The following is a 15,069-nucleotide window of genomic DNA, read 5'->3' as shown; positions in this document are numbered from 1 at the left end:
GTCGCAATAATCCGGCGCACAAGGATATCTTTTAATTTGGATATTCGCTGCAGGCCGTAAATGATAGAAAAAAGCCAAACTCCCTCTTCTCTAAGAGGCTGTCATCGAGGTGGGTAACATAGCGTCCGAAGACGCAGGAAAAAACATGGGTATTGCCGTAAGTGGAGTTATTTTCGCTCCGATAACAGATTTTGACGTTTCGGTCTTGAACAGAGCTTTTGCACTCAATTTACAGAAGATCGAAGGCAAACTTCATCTGCTAAGAAATCCGACGTTTGACCCCAGGAATAGGGGAGATTTCATCGTACATTGCAGACGCAATCATATTTGTATTATGAATACGGATGTTGCTGATGATCTTTTATTCAAAAACGATCTTACTTCCTACCATTTGCTTTCGTCCGCATTTCCGACCATCGAGAGGATGATCTTTTTCTGCCTTTATGATTCCGGCGGCTCCTATGGCTATTCCGCTTTCGCGCACGGGGAACTACTCCGCCGCAAAGTGTACACCGTACATGGGGGGCACGTTGATAATGGCACTCCGCTTCCCGTCGAGGAAAACTGGCAACCGTCCGTTTTAACAGATCAGGAAATTATAGATCACGGTGTCGAAGATGGTGACGAGCGGCGTTTCTTCCGCCACGTGACGAGCGGCACAGTCGCTGACGATACAATGGTGAATAGTTACCTCGTCGACGAACTGCTTCAGGCTGAATACGGCTGGTCGCCCTTTGATGACGGTCAGCCAACGGAATATGGATACTACAGAACCGCCGAAGCGGTGCCCTCGCTAGCTTCGTTTGAACAGGAGAAGGCGCTTAAGCGTCAGCCCATGCCCAGTTCGATCAAGAGCCTTTTGAGAAGATGGCTTCGCTAGAGAGGCGCTACAGGTAAGCCCGTGCCAAAGTCCTTCTCTCCCGAAATGCTCCCGTACTGAGAGGCCGATGCTGTCACTATAGCGGGCGTTCCGCACGGACCATGAGGAGGAACGCTCCTAAATCGCGCCACCGTGCGAAACGAGGTATGGTCTCACAGGCCTCCGGCGTCGGCTGTGGCTCACGGACTTTACAGATCCGCAACCCTGCGTCGCTGACACCATTTAAGTAGTCACTGATAGTTCGAGGAAAGCGAGGGATTGCGAACGGGAGAACGTCTTCATTGTTCAATCCCGCGCCGAAGCGCCAGCTCTCGACAAAATTGGTCTGATCGAAATAGCGTGATGCCACCAATCCGGTTGTCTTGCCGCTCGCATCCTTCTGCCATTGCAGGCCGGGCGTGATGAAGCATGGATGCAAGATGCTGAAGGCGACAAATCCGCCCGGGCGCAGCAGCCGGAACGCCTCCCGCATCGCAGCCGGGAAATCCGGTCCGTCCATGAGCGCCATCGTGGAAAGCACGGCGTCGAAGGAGCTATCGGCAAACCCGGTATGCTGGTTATAAGAGGAAACCCTGTACCGAACGCCGAGCGGTTGACGGGCCTCAGCTTCCTTCGCATGGCCGATCATCTGTTCGGATAGATCAATGCCTGTCATCCGGGCTCCCATTGAGGCGAACCGTCTGGTGTTGGAACCTTCGCCACAACCGAAGTCGATCACATCCAAACCGCTGATCGAAGGCAAAAAATCGAGGAAGGCGGGGAGGGTGAAATGATCACGATAGACGTCGTATCCGCTGCGGACGTCTATCGTCCACTGGTCGGCAGTCTTATTCCAATGGCTAGCCACATCCTCGTCGGAAAGTGCGGTCACGTTTTGCTCCTTGCGGAATTGGTTGACGCCTTCGTTACGGTCAATGCAACGTAATCGGCTGATCATTGCCTGACGACAACACGTTGGCCACCTCCAAAAAACCTGCCGCCTGCATTAAAAGTTCGATGCCAAACATGGTGGAGGCAATCTCGCTTGCGTTAGCCTCCAAGTCATTGGCAACATCGTCCAGCATTTCAACGATATCGACACGTCCGTCCGCAGCCATCGTTATCGAAGCGGAGCGAAGTTGGACTATGTAGCGATCAATTATTTTGAGGCGTTGCGCCTCATTCAATCCTTCGAAAATCTTTCTGCTGTTGCTATCGCTATACATCGAGGCCTCGAATTCAAAGCTGATCTCTGTCTATTCCGTGCAGCAGTTTGCTATTCGACATGGTATCGGCATCCAAGGACATGCCAACACCGAAATCATCGGTCAATGCCAATCGAGGCCCGCCATTCTTCGAGCGCTTGGCTGATAATGTTGAGTTCAAGCGAACCGAAACTCGCGTTTACGAAATCTCTCATTGTCTCTCCTACAAGACGACACAGAAATGGGCGTCGTCGACGCATGTTTCAAACCGCTCCTCAGCATCGAGTGGCCCGTAACAATATTTAAGGCTTATCCCGTTCGCTCAGGGAGTAACCATATTTAGGTTTTTTGCATGACATACCGTCGCCGACGCCTTAATTGCGGTCGGCTTGGCCAGTTCCCTTTTTCCGGTCATTTGCCGACGCAATTTTGCACCGGGATAGTCGTCCACCTCACCGCAACCCGCAACGGTAGTGAAATGTCAGGAACACGCTATTTCATTCCACAAATTGCCGCAGCGGCAATAACGGCAGTTCTAAGCGTTTATTCCTTTGCCGCCGCTGATGCGCTCAAAGTTCTCGGCAAGCCCTTCTTGGATGCCACAATCAATGGACTGACATTGCGCTTCAGAGTGGATGGCACGCTTCTACTGTCGCGTGTTGGCGGCGGGAACCCGCAGTCTTTTGAATTGTCCGCTGGTCGTGCGGCGAATGGTCGAGACGCAAATGCGGCACGCGATCTTCTTGCGCCGAGAACTGAACCCGTCGAACTCGACAAGATCATTTTTGAAGTTGCATCCGACTGCCAGTCACGACCCGACAACCACTATCCCTGGTGCGCTTTCTCTAAGGTTGGCTTTCAGCCAAGCATCTTCATCGACAAACTTAATATTTTCGCCCCTGTTACATATCGGAGCGAAGGCGTTCCCGCAGATTCGTCAGTTCTGGATTGGATCGCACATAGGCGTGAAACCGACGAACTGATTTCTGATAAATTTAGGCTTGACGTGTTGAGCAACTCCGAGCGCGAGGAAATATATTGCTTAAACGAAATTTTCCCACGGAATTGCAAATACAGACTTTCAATCGACAACAAGGTTGTCGCTGAATTCATTATCCACGAGCGTTACCAGAACGAGGGTGAGCTATCGCTCTTTCGCGAGATTGCCCCACATATAGTTCAATTTTACATATCGGTCCTTCAATAAGACGACGAAATCGAGTCTCCTTTCTCCAAATCAGTTGCCCTCAAATGGTGTGATTTAGGCCAGAAGCGGTTTGTGGGACGCGACTCTCTCGTCCACTGGAGAGGTGGGAATTCAAGCGCAGCGGTCAGCGATTCATGGTTCGAGCCATTATCCAGAACGACATCGAGGCAGCTCATCAGCGATTCCGATCATGCCGCAACAAAAGCGAGTTTCATGCGCTACGGCGCTACATCTCAGCGATGCCGTATGTCGCTCTTACACTATCTGCGGTATATCCCTGTGCAAACGGGATAAGCCATAAATATTTTTACCATGAGCTGCGATCTTCGCGGCGGGTCGCGCTGCCAAAATGCTCGGCTTCGGGCAGGTATTGGTTTTGCGTCACCTGCCCGAGATTGGCCGGTAACCCGGAACTTGCCGCCATTAAGCGGTGACCGAGCCGACAGTCCGCTAAATTTTGCAGTTAGAAGGTTCAAATCCTATGCCGACATTGGTCGAAATCGTTCCTTACGATCCGAATTGGCCGAGGCACTTTAGCGACGCGGAAGCTGTTTTGAGAAAGCTGCTCAGATCCACCGTCATGGTAATCGACCACGTCGGAAGCACGGCCATCCCGCATATGCCAGCCAAGCCGATCATTGATATCGACATCACGTTATCCAGTTTGTGCGCCGTCCCTAGCGCGAGCCTGTGCCTCGTTGACGCTGGCTACGAAGCTCGCGGAAATCGGTATGACGACAACGTGTGGGCATTCTTGCTGAAAAGCTCTGTACCCAAGCTTCGGGTTTATCTTTGCCCGCCGCAAAATCGCACTCATGAGCAGCGTTTGATATTTCGCGACTACCTGCGTGAGCATGGCGATGTTGCGCAGGCGTATTCGGATTTGAAAGAGCGCCTTGCGGAACGGTTTCCATACGATGGAGATCGCTACACGTCAGAAAAGCGTGAGTTCGTTCAAGAGATAGTGAGTAGGGTGCAGGGGCAGCCGCGATGACCGGGTTGGTGAAAGGTGAGCCTACGACCGGGACGCGCCCGAGAGCAGTCATTCAAGCGTCATCGTTCCCGCCGATGCTTTCTGCGGCAATTCAAACGAAGGAACAGCATCGGATGCCGAACATTAGACCCGCGCTAATCTCGGAAGCCGACATTCTCACCGAGTTGTGCCTTCGCGCGAAAGCCGTGTGGGGTTACGACAAGGCGTTCATGGAAGAGTGTCGGGCCGAATTGGCCCTTAGCCCCGAAAAGATAACCGGTTCGCTTGTACAGGTGGCGGAAGTCGACGGAAGAATCGTTGGGGTAGCCCAGGTGTCGTTGAAGGGCGACGACCTTGCTGAGCTTGAATCCTTATTCGTCGATCCGGAAATTCAGCGATCAGGAATTGGACGTGCTCTGTTCGACTGGGCGATAGCCGCCTGTATAGACCATTCTGTCAAAGCCATCCTGATAGAGTCCGACCCCGGTGCGGCTCCCTTCTATCGCCGGATGGGTGCGAAAGACGTCGGCCATGTTCCCTCCGGCTCCATACCGGGTCGCGTGATCCCGCAGCTTATATTCGATCTCAGCGAAATTTGAAGGCTGCAATTCGCTGAGAAGCGACTTGGGCTTGATTTGGCTCGGCCAGTAAAAGTTTAGCTAGTCCTATTCGTCTACCTTTGCGTGTCGTGTGGGATGATGGTCGCAATCGAAGGCTATCACACGCGGCGGATTTTTATGAGCGGGAAGTCTAAAAGCATCTGGTGGATTTTGGCGGTAGCCGTGGTGCTCGCCCAAGTTTTCAAGGTACACTCAACCTATTCCAGCCCGACGCCGCTCTCGATGGCAAAGTGGTTCGACTGGATTATGTCATTTCCCGAATGCGCGATTGTTTGCCTCTTTGCAGCGAGAATCCCGGTTGGATCCGTCTTCTGGTGGCGTATCTATTCGTTCGTATATCCGTTCTACGTGTTGGTGGTCCTTTACGTCTGCGTAAGCCTCTATCTTTTTCGATTTATCCCCGAGGGCCATCCCATTCCTTACGGTATCGCTTTAGGCATCGTCATTTTGATGAAGGTCATGTCGTTTCAGGCGATCTGGCAATATGCTCGCGATAATAAAATGTGGCGATACGCAACATCCTGAGATTGCCGGGCTCGCCCAGAAGCCGTCATACGCCGGTCGACTTTCATCGTCACATTGAACCAAAGTCGATGAATGGAGGGTGACGCGTGAAACACAGTTTTCCAGATGGCGCGTGTGAAAGCATTGATTCTGAACAGTGGGGATGGCGGGCATATCTGTTAGCTAAAGCTCAAGAGGCAGCCACCGAATTTGGCAGCATCAGCGCGGTCGTCGTTCACCGGGGGAAGGTAGTTGCGAGTGCAGGAGCCCTTGAAGAAAAGGTTCTGATCCGTTCAGTCAGGAAGAGTTTTCTCAGCGCCCTGATCGGGATCGAGGTAGAGCGCGGGCGCATACGCTTGGACGATACGCTGCAAGATCTGGATATCGATGACGTAGAAGGTCTGAGCGATATCGAAAGGCAAGCGACGGTCAGGCATCTGCTGCAAGCCCGTTCGGGCGTCTACCATCCGGCGCTGGCTGAATCGAAGGAAATGCAGGCATTGGGAAAACCGCCACGCGGCAGCAAAGCGCCTGGTTCTCACTGGCTCTACAACAACTGGGATTTCAACGCTCTCGGAACGATCTACGAGCGGGCAACAGGCCATTCGGTGTTTGAAGGCGTGTATCGCGACATCGCGTTGCAGATCGGAATGGAGGATTTTGTCCCTTCAGACGGAGCCTACCTGACGGGTGAACAATCCAATCATCCTGCTTTCCATATGCACATGACCAGCCGTGATCTGGCACGTTTCGGCTGGCTCTTCCTGAATCATGGCAATTGGAACGGCGTTCAAGTCGTGCCTAAGGAATGGGTACGGGAAAGCGTCAGGGCTCATTCGTTTGATGGCACCAACGGGTACGGCTACATGTGGTGGACAACGGGCCATGATGGTGAAGCGCAAAGCACGCAGACTTCTATCTATCGCAAGCATTTACCGCCGTTCCGGTATTTCGCTCATGGTGCTTTTGGCCAGATGATCGCTGTCATGCCGGAAAAAGAAGTGGTCATCGCTCACGTCGCCCAATCGCGGCAGCGCACTGCTGAGGAGAGCGTGAAATTGTGGGAGTTCGTTTCGCTCGTCATGGAGGCCTTTGCTTCCGGCGAATAACGTGCCTTGCAACTCTACTCGGTCAACCAAACCTGCTAAGGCTGACTTTCTTATTCAGCGGAGGTCGTCACTTGCCTAGCTTGCCAACTCTATCAGCGTTCGTGTTCCTCGCTTTTGGCATGGCCCTCATTCCGGGACCAAATATGCTTTACCTGATATCGCGTTCGATATGCCAGGGCCGCATTGCGGGCTTCGTTTCCCTTGGTGGGGTTGCGCTTGGCTTTGCGATCTACATGGTATGCACCATCTTTGGCATCACGGCGGTCGCCCTGGCCGTTCCCCACGCCTACGATGCGCTACGGCTAGCGGGAGCTGTGTACCTTTTGTATCTCGCCTGGCAAGCGGTCCGACCTGGCAATAGAACGCCCTTGGCAACACGGCGGCTGCCGCCCGATAGCCCCCGGAAATTATTCACCATGGGTCTCGTGACGAACCTTCTGAATCCTAAAGTAGCAATGCTATATCTGTCTTTGCTCCCGCAATTCATAAACCCCGCCCAGGGCGGTGTGCTGCAGCAATCGATTAGTCTTGGGATCACTCAGATCGTTGTTGCCGTTAGCGTACATGCGACAATAATTGCTGGCGCCGGATCATTTGCGGCTTTCCTCGCACGCCATTCGGGTTGGATCGGTATTCAGCGGTGGCTGATGGGGACCGTTCTCGCGAGCCTCGCTATTCGAATGGCCCTGGACAGTCGACGTTGAAAATCGCTCCAAGAGGCCGCAAACCGCGTTGAGAACGATAGTTTCGTTTTCGCACGGTCTGCGGGTCTGCGAGCTACTAGAGCAACCGCATAATGGAAATTGAACTCCAGCCTCTATATGTGGAAACCAGAAGGCATTTTGCTGCCATCTTGGAAGAGGCCAGTGCGTGGCAAAAAGAACGCGGCTCAGAAGGCTGGAATTACCCTTTTGACGATGCTTGGCTCTTGCCCCGAATAGAACGGCGCGAGTTGTTTCTTGTATCCTTTGGAACGGAGCCGGTGGCTGCCTTTCGCATCCTTTTGGAGGATCGCCCCTATTGGGGTGAACGCGAAATGGGAGACAGCATCTACTTGCATACCTTCGCTGTTCGCCGGGCTAAAGCCGGTCTCGGAATTGGTGAGGCTGTCATTGAAAGGGTTGTCGCTATGGGGCGAGAGCGCGGTCGGGCAAAGGTTAGGCTTGATTGCTCTCTGTCCAGCTTCCGGCTTATTGCCTATTACGAGCGCAATGGCTTCGTCTCCGTCGGAAACATCTTCATCAACGGGAAGATGATGAACCTAATGGAGCGTCTGATTTCCTGAGTATCCTGCAGACCGCCGAACCCGGCGGTGACGAGATCGAGCCCATCCACGAAAGCCTGAGGGGAGCATACCTCAATGCAGGACCAGGCTTTTGGTCCGAACGCGCCGTTGTTTGGGCGACGGGCTCGGGGAGTTTCCCATTCGCCAAAGTTGCAAACCGCGTCGCAGTACGACAGAATTACCTTGAGGGCCTCATCCTACGGAACTAACGATGCTCGACTTCGAAGCACGATATTCTACTCCACAGGTCGATACGATTGAGCGGTTCATCAGTAAGAATTATGCGCTTGCAGGCTCGGTTTCTTGCAGAATGCTCCAGCGCGGCTTGAACGACGTTTATCTCGTCATTGCAAGCGACGGCGGGCGTTATGTCTTTCGCCTTTCCCACCAGCGTTCGCGTGGTCCAGCCGATGTGAAAACCGAAACGGCTTTCCTGACACACCTTTCGCAGTCCGGAGTTCCGGTCTCCGCGCCCATTCCGACACGCGACGGCACTTTGTTTCTTACGGGAAATGCGCCGGAGGGGCCGCGCGAGGGAGTGCTTTTCGGGGCAGCCGACGGTCGCGACGCAAATGCGACAGACGCTGGCGATGCTTGGGCCAACGGTGAAACTCTTGCCCTAGTGCACAATGCCGCCGAGACATTCCCGATTGAACAGACGGTGTATCGTCTTGATCTCGAACACCTGCTGCACCGACCGCTCGCGCGAATACGCGATAGTGGAATAGTGGAAGACGCCGAAGTCCTCAGCGATCTTGAAAATATCGCCGCACGGACAGCAAAGGCGATTGAAACGTTCAGTAATCTGACCTGGACGTATTGCCATGGGGACTGCCACGGCTTCAATTCGCGTATCAATGATGCTGGCAAAGCAGTATTTTTTGATTTTGATGATGGTGGTCCAGGATACCTTGCTTACGATTTGTCGGTTTTCCTGTGGGCGAAAATATCCTTTGGTCGGAAGTTGGCCACTATGTGGGACGCGTTCATCAAGGGATATCGAGCAGTTCGGCCGATAGCTGCAGACGACTACGAAGCAGCCCATCGATTTGTGATCGTCCGTCACTTTTGGCTCATGGGCGAATACGCCAGCCGAGCACAAGAGTGGGGCGACAACGCTGTCGGTTGGGTTGCCCGGGAAGCAAATTTTCTCAGAACATGGGAGAGCGAGCAATTAGTTGATCGCCTGTTCTGAAAGTTATCAGTGCAGTCAAGAAGGGGAATGCTACCCACCTCCGCAGAGGGGAAGCCATTGTGACAGAGCGCCAGTCTTTCGACCTCGCAGCTTATCTCGATGGAATTGAGACGAGACCCTGTTTCATCTGCCGTTGCGTCGGCAATGATCCGGATTTCTTTCATCATCGTGTCTACGAGGACGCTGATACGATCATTTTCTTGAGTAAGTATCCGACGCTGCAGGGGTATTGCCTTGTATGTCCTCGTGAACATCGCGAAGATCTCTCCCAGCATCTCACAAAGATCGAGTACCTTCGCTTGCAGGAACTGGTGTATGTCCTGTCTCGCGTCCTGAAAAAGATGTTTGATGCAGAGCGCATATACGTTCTCTCGCTCGGCAGTCGACAGGCAAACAGCCATCTCCACTTTCATGTTGTACCCCTGCCGGAAGGTGTTCCCCTGGCAGAGCAACAATATCATGCGCTAATGGTCGAGAATGGCATCTTGCGTATCGACGAGGACGAAATGGCCAACATGGCTCGGCGCATTGGCGCAGAGTTCATCGCGGAGCTTGCCAACCAAGACGACGGCCTAGCGGTAAGTCAGATTTCAATTTGAATAGACCGCCATGTGGCCCAGCCACCTACTCAAGGTGGAATCGGAGCCGATAATGACGCTGAACTGCCTACAGCGAGTACGTTGTCGGCGCTTTCCTCCTTGGAAATATTTTCGTGAAGCATTGTATACACGCAAACATTGCGGATTTCCCGATTTTCTGACACGTCGTCAATTCAGGCGCAGAACGGTCGTTTAGGCCCTTTCAGTTTCTAGGTACCACTCCTGCCATGCCCTGGTTAGCGACGTGACATCTCGTTCTCAACCCATTGTGCGTACTCTTTTAGCTGTTCTAGCAAAGCCTCCGCGTCAGCGAGAAGCATGAAGCGTCCACCATATTGAGCCAAGTCTTTATTTCCCAAAATCCGCGTTAATCTTGTTTCCTGAGCCTTCGGGAGCCGATTGCCTAAAGCATCGCGCAGGGTTTTAACGACGGCAGCATGATCATTCTGATTTATCTTATTTGCAAAAGTCGCTGTGAGCGCATCGGTATATGCGATTGCTGCATTCACAACCGAGGCTGCGATTGGATTTCCGAGGGTTCCGGCTTTGGCGCTATCAACTTGGACCTGGGCGGCTTCCAAAAATCCCCTGGCAATTACGAGGCGGTTTGCACCATGATGGGCGTCAGACGGTTTGGAAGAGCCGCTTCTGGTCACTGTGTTCCTCACTTCTCATCTATGAAATGGATTCCGGACGAGGTCCAATGACTACCAGGGCTTCCTTTAGAAACGCTTTCCACAATGGGTCGTCGCTCTGCCGCAATCTTCTTAGATCACTTGTGGAAAGGGTATTGATCGATGGCGAAAACAACAGTTCTTCCCCTTTGGCGGAGAGAAAGTCGATACTTCTAGTTTGTATTGCGTCGGTCTTGTCGTCCGCGACTATCAGCGCGACGTCCAAATCGCTGGAAATAGTATCCTCTTTTCTCGCAACGCTTCCAAAAATCCATGCCGCCAACACCTTGTCTCCAAAGAGAGATGCACATTCCTTTATGGCGTCGAGAATGTCTGCAAAGCGCTTTTCTTCGGCCTCGAACAGCACTTGAACGGAACCAAAAAAAGGTGAGCTTTGGTTGAGACTGAAGAGTCGTACCTGTCCAGTTCCAACCTCCTTTGTGATCTGAAAATCTGTTAGGGTGGCCAGAGCGCTCAGGACTGGGGGACGAGACAATCTTGTTCGACGCATGAGATCACGAACACTCAACTGACCGCCGTGATGAAACAGTTCACGCATCAAGCGCACGTTGATCTCGCTTCCGAATATGGATGTGAGTGGAAAACGCAACGCGCTCTCCCGTGCCGCCTTTGCCATTGAAGTTATCCCATAAGCATATGTTTACAATCGTCAGCATATACTTATCATCGTAAGCATATAAATTCAATGACGGTCGCATCTCAAGGACCTTGGGCGTTCATCGACTTGCGAAGGGTTAACTCCCCTCTGAAGAACCCTTTAAGGCTTGGACGGCATTGCCCTGACGGGGGCGCATGCATCATCCGTGGCAAAAGCGGGCGTCATTTTGGCGATGGGGGCGCACATGGCAAGTGCCGCCATCAGAGCCATGACGTGCTTTTTCATGAAAGTCTCTCCTCCCAACCCCAGCGTCAATCATGGAAATACCAGAGGTGGTAAAAGCTGTCACGTCGCCGACGAGAGTTATGGTTGCCCATATTGCCGTGCGATCCACCACTTGCTGCCTTGATTGAGATTGATAGCCAATATGCGTGTCCGCTTACCTCAACTGAAAGGCCGCCGCGTTCATTCCGCCTGAACAGGTTTAGATGCACCGGCCCCTCGTGCGAATACGCGATAATGGAATAGTGGAAGACGCAGACGTACGCAGCGATCTTGAAAATATCGCCAGGCGGACCGCAAAGGCGATTGCCCAGCCTTCAGAGAATGATGTTTGCAGTTTACTCCTCGGCCATCCCCTGACAGATTGCAGCATGTTCGAAAGCATCTACCTAAACAATGGCTCAGGCTCGTTCACATTTCCCGACGGAGCAGCAGGATCCCGCAAATCCTTGCGCATTTTCTATTTCTGCCCGGGAGTCATCACAGATGACACTCGCATCGTTTTTGGAATGCACGGACTGGATCGGAAAGCGTCGGAATTTCGTGACGTTCTCGCAGCCCCGGCCGAGCAACTTGGTGTAATTGTTCTGGTGCCGGAGTTTGACACGGAAGCGTTTCCCGATGTCTACGCTTATAACTATGGGAACGTCAGGACAGGGACGCCGGACGCTGCCATTCTGCCGCGCGAGCTGTGGTCATTCGGCATTATCGAGCGAGTATTCGAAAATGTCCGAACTAGCCTTGCTTCTAGCCAGTCAAGTTTTGGATTGTTCGGCAATTCGGCAGGGTCGCAATTCGTATTGCGCTATCTGTCTCTTAACGAAGCGGGGCTCGTCAACCGCGCGGTAGCTTCGAACAGCGGCATCTACATGCTACCGGATTTCAATGTCGAATACCCAAACGGTATGGGCGGTCTCGGTCTGGATCAGTCCTCGCTAAAGCGCTACTTTTGCCGTCCTTTGACAATCCTCGTTGGTGAAAAGGACGCAGACCCGACCGCATTTGATCTACCTCGGAGTGACGAGGCCATGGCTCAAGGTCTGCACCGGCTCGCGCGGGGCCGATGGTACTTCGATCTTTGTCAAAGCCTTGCGACCGGACTAGGCGAAGAACTGTCCTGGCGGTACGAAATCGTAGCCGATGCCGGTCATGTGGATCAGAGAATATTTGATCGCGCCCTCAGCATTTTGGCTGAGTGATCTCCGGTAAGATTGCTTACAGCAGCAGTGAATGACCGCATGGGCCGCAATTGAGGAAGCTCCTCTCGATCGCCAGCCTATGCTGCTACGTGAGCAAGGGCCTGTTCACTCCCGACGGGACCTGATGGCACATGATTGCCGGGCGTCGATCAAAGTGACAAGCCGAGCCCGTCAAGCTGTAACAGCTTGTTGATCTTTTTTCATTTCATCAATGGCATCCATCAGAGAGTCGATGGTGGACGTGCTTTCACCCTGCTTGCTGAAGCTATCCTTCACCCCCAGAGCGGCATTCTTGAGGTCATCGTAAGATAGGTCAGTGTCGCCACCACCCGGGTTCTCAATATCCTGCACCCCCTTGCCAAGGTCGAACATCTGCCAAGCTGCGTTCAATTGGTCCGTCTCGCTCGCGGGAGGAGGATTGCCGTTGTCATCCGTGATATACGTCAGATCACCGGTATGAACTAAATTGTAACCGGTCAATTCTCGAAACTTCGCAGTGTCATTGACCGTGAAATTCGAAACTGTTCCGTCGCCGGTTGCGTCAGACTGAGTGCCATTTTGCTCCGCGATCAATCCCTTTGCCATCCATTCGTGGATGTCGCCAGGACTACCATCGGCGTTGTCTGTCCAAGTATAGGTGCCATTCTCGTTCAATGTTGCGTTGTCTTGGACGGACTCATCCTGGAGCAGGTTTTGGAAAAGGGTGTTCTGAGGTGAATGATAATCCGCTAGCTGTTGATAGAATGCATCGCTCTGCGAACCAGAGGATTTAGATGAACTAGCCGACTTGCTGGAGATGTGAATTAGCCCCCGAAAGGCCCGGACATGCTCCACCACTTAGCTAAGTGGGTAGGAGTAATGTTGGTAATATGACTAGCAGCAATTTTAAGATGGAAGTCCTCTCCGGGCCGGAACGTCGGCGGCGTTGGAGCACGGCAGAGAAGCTCGCGATCATCCACGAAACCTATGAGGCGGACGCGACGGTGAGCATCGTCGCGCGTCGACACGGTATCCAGCCGAACCAGTTGTTTGCGTGGCGCAAGCTGGCGTCCCAAGGGGCACTGACGGCGACGGCCGCCGAGGAGGAGGTCGTTCCGGCTTCCGAATACCGGGCGCTTCAGGCCCAGGTGAAGGAGTTGCAACGCCTGTTGGGCAAGAAGACGATGGAGAGCGAAATCCTGAAGGAAGCCCTCGAAATCGCCGGTGGCCCAAAAAAACATCTGTTGCGCTCGCTCTCTTCCGAGGGGATTTTGGAATGAAGACCGTCTGCGAAACTTTGGGTGTCGCCCGCTCGAATATCGCCGCGCGCGCCGCAGGCTCCCTTCCAAAGCCAGAGGACGCCCGCCACTACCTGATCGTGAGCTGCTGGAGGACATCAAGGCCGTCATCGCCGATACGCCTACCTACGGCTATCGGCGTGTCCATGCCATCCTGCGTCGGAATGCCCGGAAACTGGGGCGTTCGTGGCCCAATGCCAAGCGTGTCTACCGGGTGATGAAGCTGCACAATCTGCTGCTGGTGCGTCATACCGGAGCGGTCAATGATCGCCTTCACGACGGCCGGGTCGCCGTCGAGCGTTCAAACATCAGATGGTGCTCCGACGGCTTCGAGATCGGCTGCGACAACAAGGAGAAGGTGCGCGTCGCCTTCGCCCTCGACTGCTGCGACCGCGAGGCAATCGCCCATGTCGCCACCACCGAGGGCATCAAGAGCGAAGACGTGCAGGACCTCGTGATCACCGCTGTCGAGAACCGCTTCGGCCGCATCAACATGCTATCCGAGCCCATCGAATGGCTCACCGACAACGGCTCCTGCTTCATCGCCAGGGACACGGCATCCTTGCTCCGCGACATCGGCATGGAACCTTGCTGCCGATTCCGATGAAGCCGCCCCTTTGTTCCGAGATGATTGCGCCCCTTGATTCCGGGATGATCTCGCCCCTTTTTAGTGGGGTCTGCAGGCGATGATTGTTGTCAGTTCATTTAGGCAGGGTGTCAAGCTTTTCGGGGCAGGTTTCGGCGTAGGCTATCGCCGCTCAATTCGATGCGATGAGCGTTGTGAACGAGGCGATCCAGTATGGCATCGGCGTAAGTCGGGTCTCCTATGACGCCATGCCATGCCGATACGGGAAGTTGGCTGGTGATGATGGTTGATCGGCGGCCGTAGCGATCTTCGAGGATTTCGAGGAGGTCGTGCCGGGCTTGTTCGTTGAGCGGTTCGAGGCCCCAGTCATCTAGGATCAGGACTTGAACATGGCCCAAAGTCCGCTGCAGCCGGGCATACCTGCCATCGCCCCGAGCGAGCGCAAGCTGGGCAAATAGCCTTGGGACACGCTGATAGAGAACGGAGCGATCGTCTCGGCAAGCCTTGTGGCCGAGAGCGCAGGCTAACCAGCTTTTCCGACACCCGAGGGTCCGCAAATGGCCAGATTGTCATGAGCGTTGATCCAGTCGCCGCCGAGCAGCTTCATGAAGAGCGCGCGATCAAGGCCGCGCTCGCTGCGATAGTCGACATCTTCCGGGGTGGCCTGGTGGCGAAGCTTGGCAAACCTGAGGCGTGCGGCAAGCTTACGATCGTAGCGGGAACTCCACTCCCGTTCGAGCAGCAGTCCTAGCCACTCGGCGTGCGAGAGATGTTCGGCTTCGCCGTTGGTGACGAGCTCCCCGAAGGCCTTTGCCATGCCGGCCAGGCCCATGGAATTGAGTTTATCGAGTGTTGGATGCGCAAGCATTCTTCGTT

At 53.8% G+C, this 15,069-nt stretch carries 17 protein-coding genes and 2 pseudogenes; 12 read left to right on the top strand and 7 right to left on the bottom strand.

The genetic code is table 11. From position 1 onward, the window contains the following. The first annotated feature begins 145 nt into the window (after window positions 1–145). On the top strand, window positions 146–880 hold the full coding sequence (locus QA648_RS24705) for a hypothetical protein (protein ID WP_283054068.1): 735 nt from the start codon (window positions 146–148) through the stop codon (window positions 878–880). Between the two features lie 76 nt (window positions 881–956). On the opposite strand, the gene QA648_RS24700 is transcribed toward QA648_RS24705, so the two are convergent. Together QA648_RS24700 and QA648_RS24695 are read right to left on the bottom strand one after the other, a co-directional pair. Then, window positions 957–1,751, bottom strand: coding sequence for a class I SAM-dependent methyltransferase (locus QA648_RS24700; RefSeq protein ID WP_283054067.1), 795 nt, complete (start codon window positions 1,749–1,751; stop codon window positions 957–959). Window positions 1,752–1,791: 40 nt separating this feature from the next. Then, window positions 1,792–2,085 carry a hypothetical protein gene (locus tag QA648_RS24695; protein ID WP_283054066.1) on the bottom strand — a complete coding sequence of 98 codons (294 nt, stop codon included), beginning with the start codon at window positions 2,083–2,085 and terminating at the stop codon, window positions 1,792–1,794. 331 nt (window positions 2,086–2,416) lie between these two features. On the opposite strand from QA648_RS24695, the gene QA648_RS24690 reads away from it, so the two are divergent. From QA648_RS24690 to QA648_RS24650, 9 genes are all read left to right on the top strand, one after another. Next, window positions 2,417–3,271: a hypothetical protein gene (locus tag QA648_RS24690; RefSeq protein ID WP_283054065.1), complete on the top strand. Its 855-nt coding sequence runs from the start codon at window positions 2,417–2,419 to the stop codon at window positions 3,269–3,271. Between the two features lie 481 nt (window positions 3,272–3,752). Further along, window positions 3,753–4,265: a GrpB family protein gene (locus QA648_RS24685; protein WP_283054064.1), complete on the top strand. Its 513-nt coding sequence runs from the start codon at window positions 3,753–3,755 to the stop codon at window positions 4,263–4,265. Beyond that, a complete protein-coding gene (locus QA648_RS24680) occupies window positions 4,262–4,843 on the top strand; it encodes a GNAT family N-acetyltransferase (RefSeq protein WP_283054063.1) in 582 nt (193 codons plus the stop codon). Before QA648_RS24685 ends, QA648_RS24680 begins: the two co-directional genes overlap by 4 nt. A gap of 96 nt (window positions 4,844–4,939) precedes the next feature. Beyond that, window positions 4,940–5,389 carry a hypothetical protein gene (locus QA648_RS24675; protein ID WP_283054062.1) on the top strand — a complete coding sequence of 150 codons (450 nt, stop codon included), beginning with the start codon at window positions 4,940–4,942 and terminating at the stop codon, window positions 5,387–5,389. Window positions 5,390–5,475: 86 nt separating this feature from the next. After that, on the top strand, window positions 5,476–6,477 hold the full coding sequence (locus tag QA648_RS24670) for a serine hydrolase (RefSeq protein ID WP_283054061.1): 1,002 nt from the start codon (window positions 5,476–5,478) through the stop codon (window positions 6,475–6,477). A gap of 71 nt (window positions 6,478–6,548) precedes the next feature. Then, window positions 6,549–7,181 carry a LysE family translocator gene (locus tag QA648_RS24665; RefSeq protein ID WP_283054060.1) on the top strand — a complete coding sequence of 211 codons (633 nt, stop codon included), beginning with the start codon at window positions 6,549–6,551 and terminating at the stop codon, window positions 7,179–7,181. A 92-nt stretch (window positions 7,182–7,273) separates the two neighbouring features. Beyond that, a complete protein-coding gene (locus QA648_RS24660; RefSeq protein ID WP_283054058.1) occupies window positions 7,274–7,762 on the top strand; it encodes a GNAT family N-acetyltransferase in 489 nt (162 codons plus the stop codon). A 211-nt stretch (window positions 7,763–7,973) separates the two neighbouring features. After that, window positions 7,974–8,957 (top strand): phosphotransferase, encoded by a 984-nt coding sequence (locus QA648_RS24655; protein ID WP_283054057.1) that lies wholly within the window; start codon window positions 7,974–7,976, stop codon window positions 8,955–8,957. A gap of 59 nt (window positions 8,958–9,016) precedes the next feature. After that, window positions 9,017–9,556 carry an HIT domain-containing protein gene (locus tag QA648_RS24650; protein WP_283054055.1) on the top strand — a complete coding sequence of 180 codons (540 nt, stop codon included), beginning with the start codon at window positions 9,017–9,019 and terminating at the stop codon, window positions 9,554–9,556. Between the two features lie 236 nt (window positions 9,557–9,792). Here the strand turns inward: QA648_RS24650 and QA648_RS24645 are convergent, their stop codons facing one another. From QA648_RS24645 to QA648_RS24635, 3 genes are all read right to left on the bottom strand, one after another. Continuing rightward, window positions 9,793–10,212: a hypothetical protein gene (locus QA648_RS24645; protein ID WP_283054054.1), complete on the bottom strand. Its 420-nt coding sequence runs from the start codon at window positions 10,210–10,212 to the stop codon at window positions 9,793–9,795. Window positions 10,213–10,231: 19 nt separating this feature from the next. Continuing rightward, a complete protein-coding gene (locus tag QA648_RS24640; RefSeq protein WP_283054053.1) occupies window positions 10,232–10,867 on the bottom strand; it encodes a DUF294 nucleotidyltransferase-like domain-containing protein in 636 nt (211 codons plus the stop codon). A 141-nt stretch (window positions 10,868–11,008) separates the two neighbouring features. Then, window positions 11,009–11,134, bottom strand: a complete 126-nt coding sequence (locus QA648_RS24635) for a hypothetical protein (protein WP_283054052.1) — start codon at window positions 11,132–11,134, stop codon at window positions 11,009–11,011. Window positions 11,135–11,376: 242 nt separating this feature from the next. Here QA648_RS24635 and QA648_RS24630 point away from each other — a divergent pair, with 242 nt between their 5' ends. After that, window positions 11,377–12,330: a hypothetical protein gene (locus QA648_RS24630; RefSeq protein ID WP_283054051.1), complete on the top strand. Its 954-nt coding sequence runs from the start codon at window positions 11,377–11,379 to the stop codon at window positions 12,328–12,330. 171 nt (window positions 12,331–12,501) lie between these two features. Here QA648_RS24630 and QA648_RS24625 read toward each other — a convergent pair whose 3' ends face one another. Further along, on the bottom strand, window positions 12,502–12,984 hold the full coding sequence (locus QA648_RS24625) for a hypothetical protein (RefSeq protein ID WP_283054049.1): 483 nt from the start codon (window positions 12,982–12,984) through the stop codon (window positions 12,502–12,504). Window positions 12,985–13,199: 215 nt separating this feature from the next. Here QA648_RS24625 and QA648_RS24620 point away from each other — a divergent pair. Continuing rightward, window positions 13,200–14,199: pseudogene (locus QA648_RS24620) on the top strand (IS3 family transposase); the annotation flags it as partial. 125 nt (window positions 14,200–14,324) lie between these two features. Here QA648_RS24620 and istB read toward each other — a convergent pair. Further along, window positions 14,325–15,061 (bottom strand): annotated as a pseudogene (istB, locus tag QA648_RS24615) (IS21-like element helper ATPase IstB). Between the last annotated feature and the right edge of the window lie 8 nt (window positions 15,062–15,069).

It is taken from the genome of Rhizobium sp. CB3171 (assembly GCF_029714265.1).
GTDB lineage: Bacteria > Pseudomonadota > Alphaproteobacteria > Rhizobiales > Rhizobiaceae > Rhizobium.
Note: the sequence above shows the minus strand (reverse complement) of the source record. Positions and strands in the feature narration are given on the sequence as shown.

What these genes read in the sequence shown, in the direction of transcription:
- QA648_RS24705 (WP_283054068.1), top strand. Translation starts at nt 146, where the DNA reads ATGGGTATTGCCGTAAGTGGAGTTATTTTCGCTCCGATAACAGATTTT.
- QA648_RS24695 (WP_283054066.1), bottom strand. Translation starts at nt 2,085, where the DNA reads ATGTATAGCGATAGCAACAGCAGAAAGATTTTCGAAGGATTGAATGAG.
- QA648_RS24690 (WP_283054065.1), top strand. Translation starts at nt 2,417, where the DNA reads ATGACATACCGTCGCCGACGCCTTAATTGCGGTCGGCTTGGCCAGTTC.
- QA648_RS24685 (WP_283054064.1), top strand. Translation starts at nt 3,753, where the DNA reads ATGCCGACATTGGTCGAAATCGTTCCTTACGATCCGAATTGGCCGAGG.
- QA648_RS24680 (WP_283054063.1), top strand. Translation starts at nt 4,262, where the DNA reads ATGACCGGGTTGGTGAAAGGTGAGCCTACGACCGGGACGCGCCCGAGA.
- QA648_RS24675 (WP_283054062.1), top strand. Translation starts at nt 4,940, where the DNA reads ATGATGGTCGCAATCGAAGGCTATCACACGCGGCGGATTTTTATGAGC.
- QA648_RS24660 (WP_283054058.1), top strand. Translation starts at nt 7,274, where the DNA reads ATGGAAATTGAACTCCAGCCTCTATATGTGGAAACCAGAAGGCATTTT.
- QA648_RS24655 (WP_283054057.1), top strand. Translation starts at nt 7,974, where the DNA reads ATGCTCGACTTCGAAGCACGATATTCTACTCCACAGGTCGATACGATT.
- QA648_RS24640 (WP_283054053.1), bottom strand. Translation starts at nt 10,867, where the DNA reads ATGGCAAAGGCGGCACGGGAGAGCGCGTTGCGTTTTCCACTCACATCC.
- QA648_RS24635 (WP_283054052.1), bottom strand. Translation starts at nt 11,134, where the DNA reads ATGAAAAAGCACGTCATGGCTCTGATGGCGGCACTTGCCATGTGCGCC.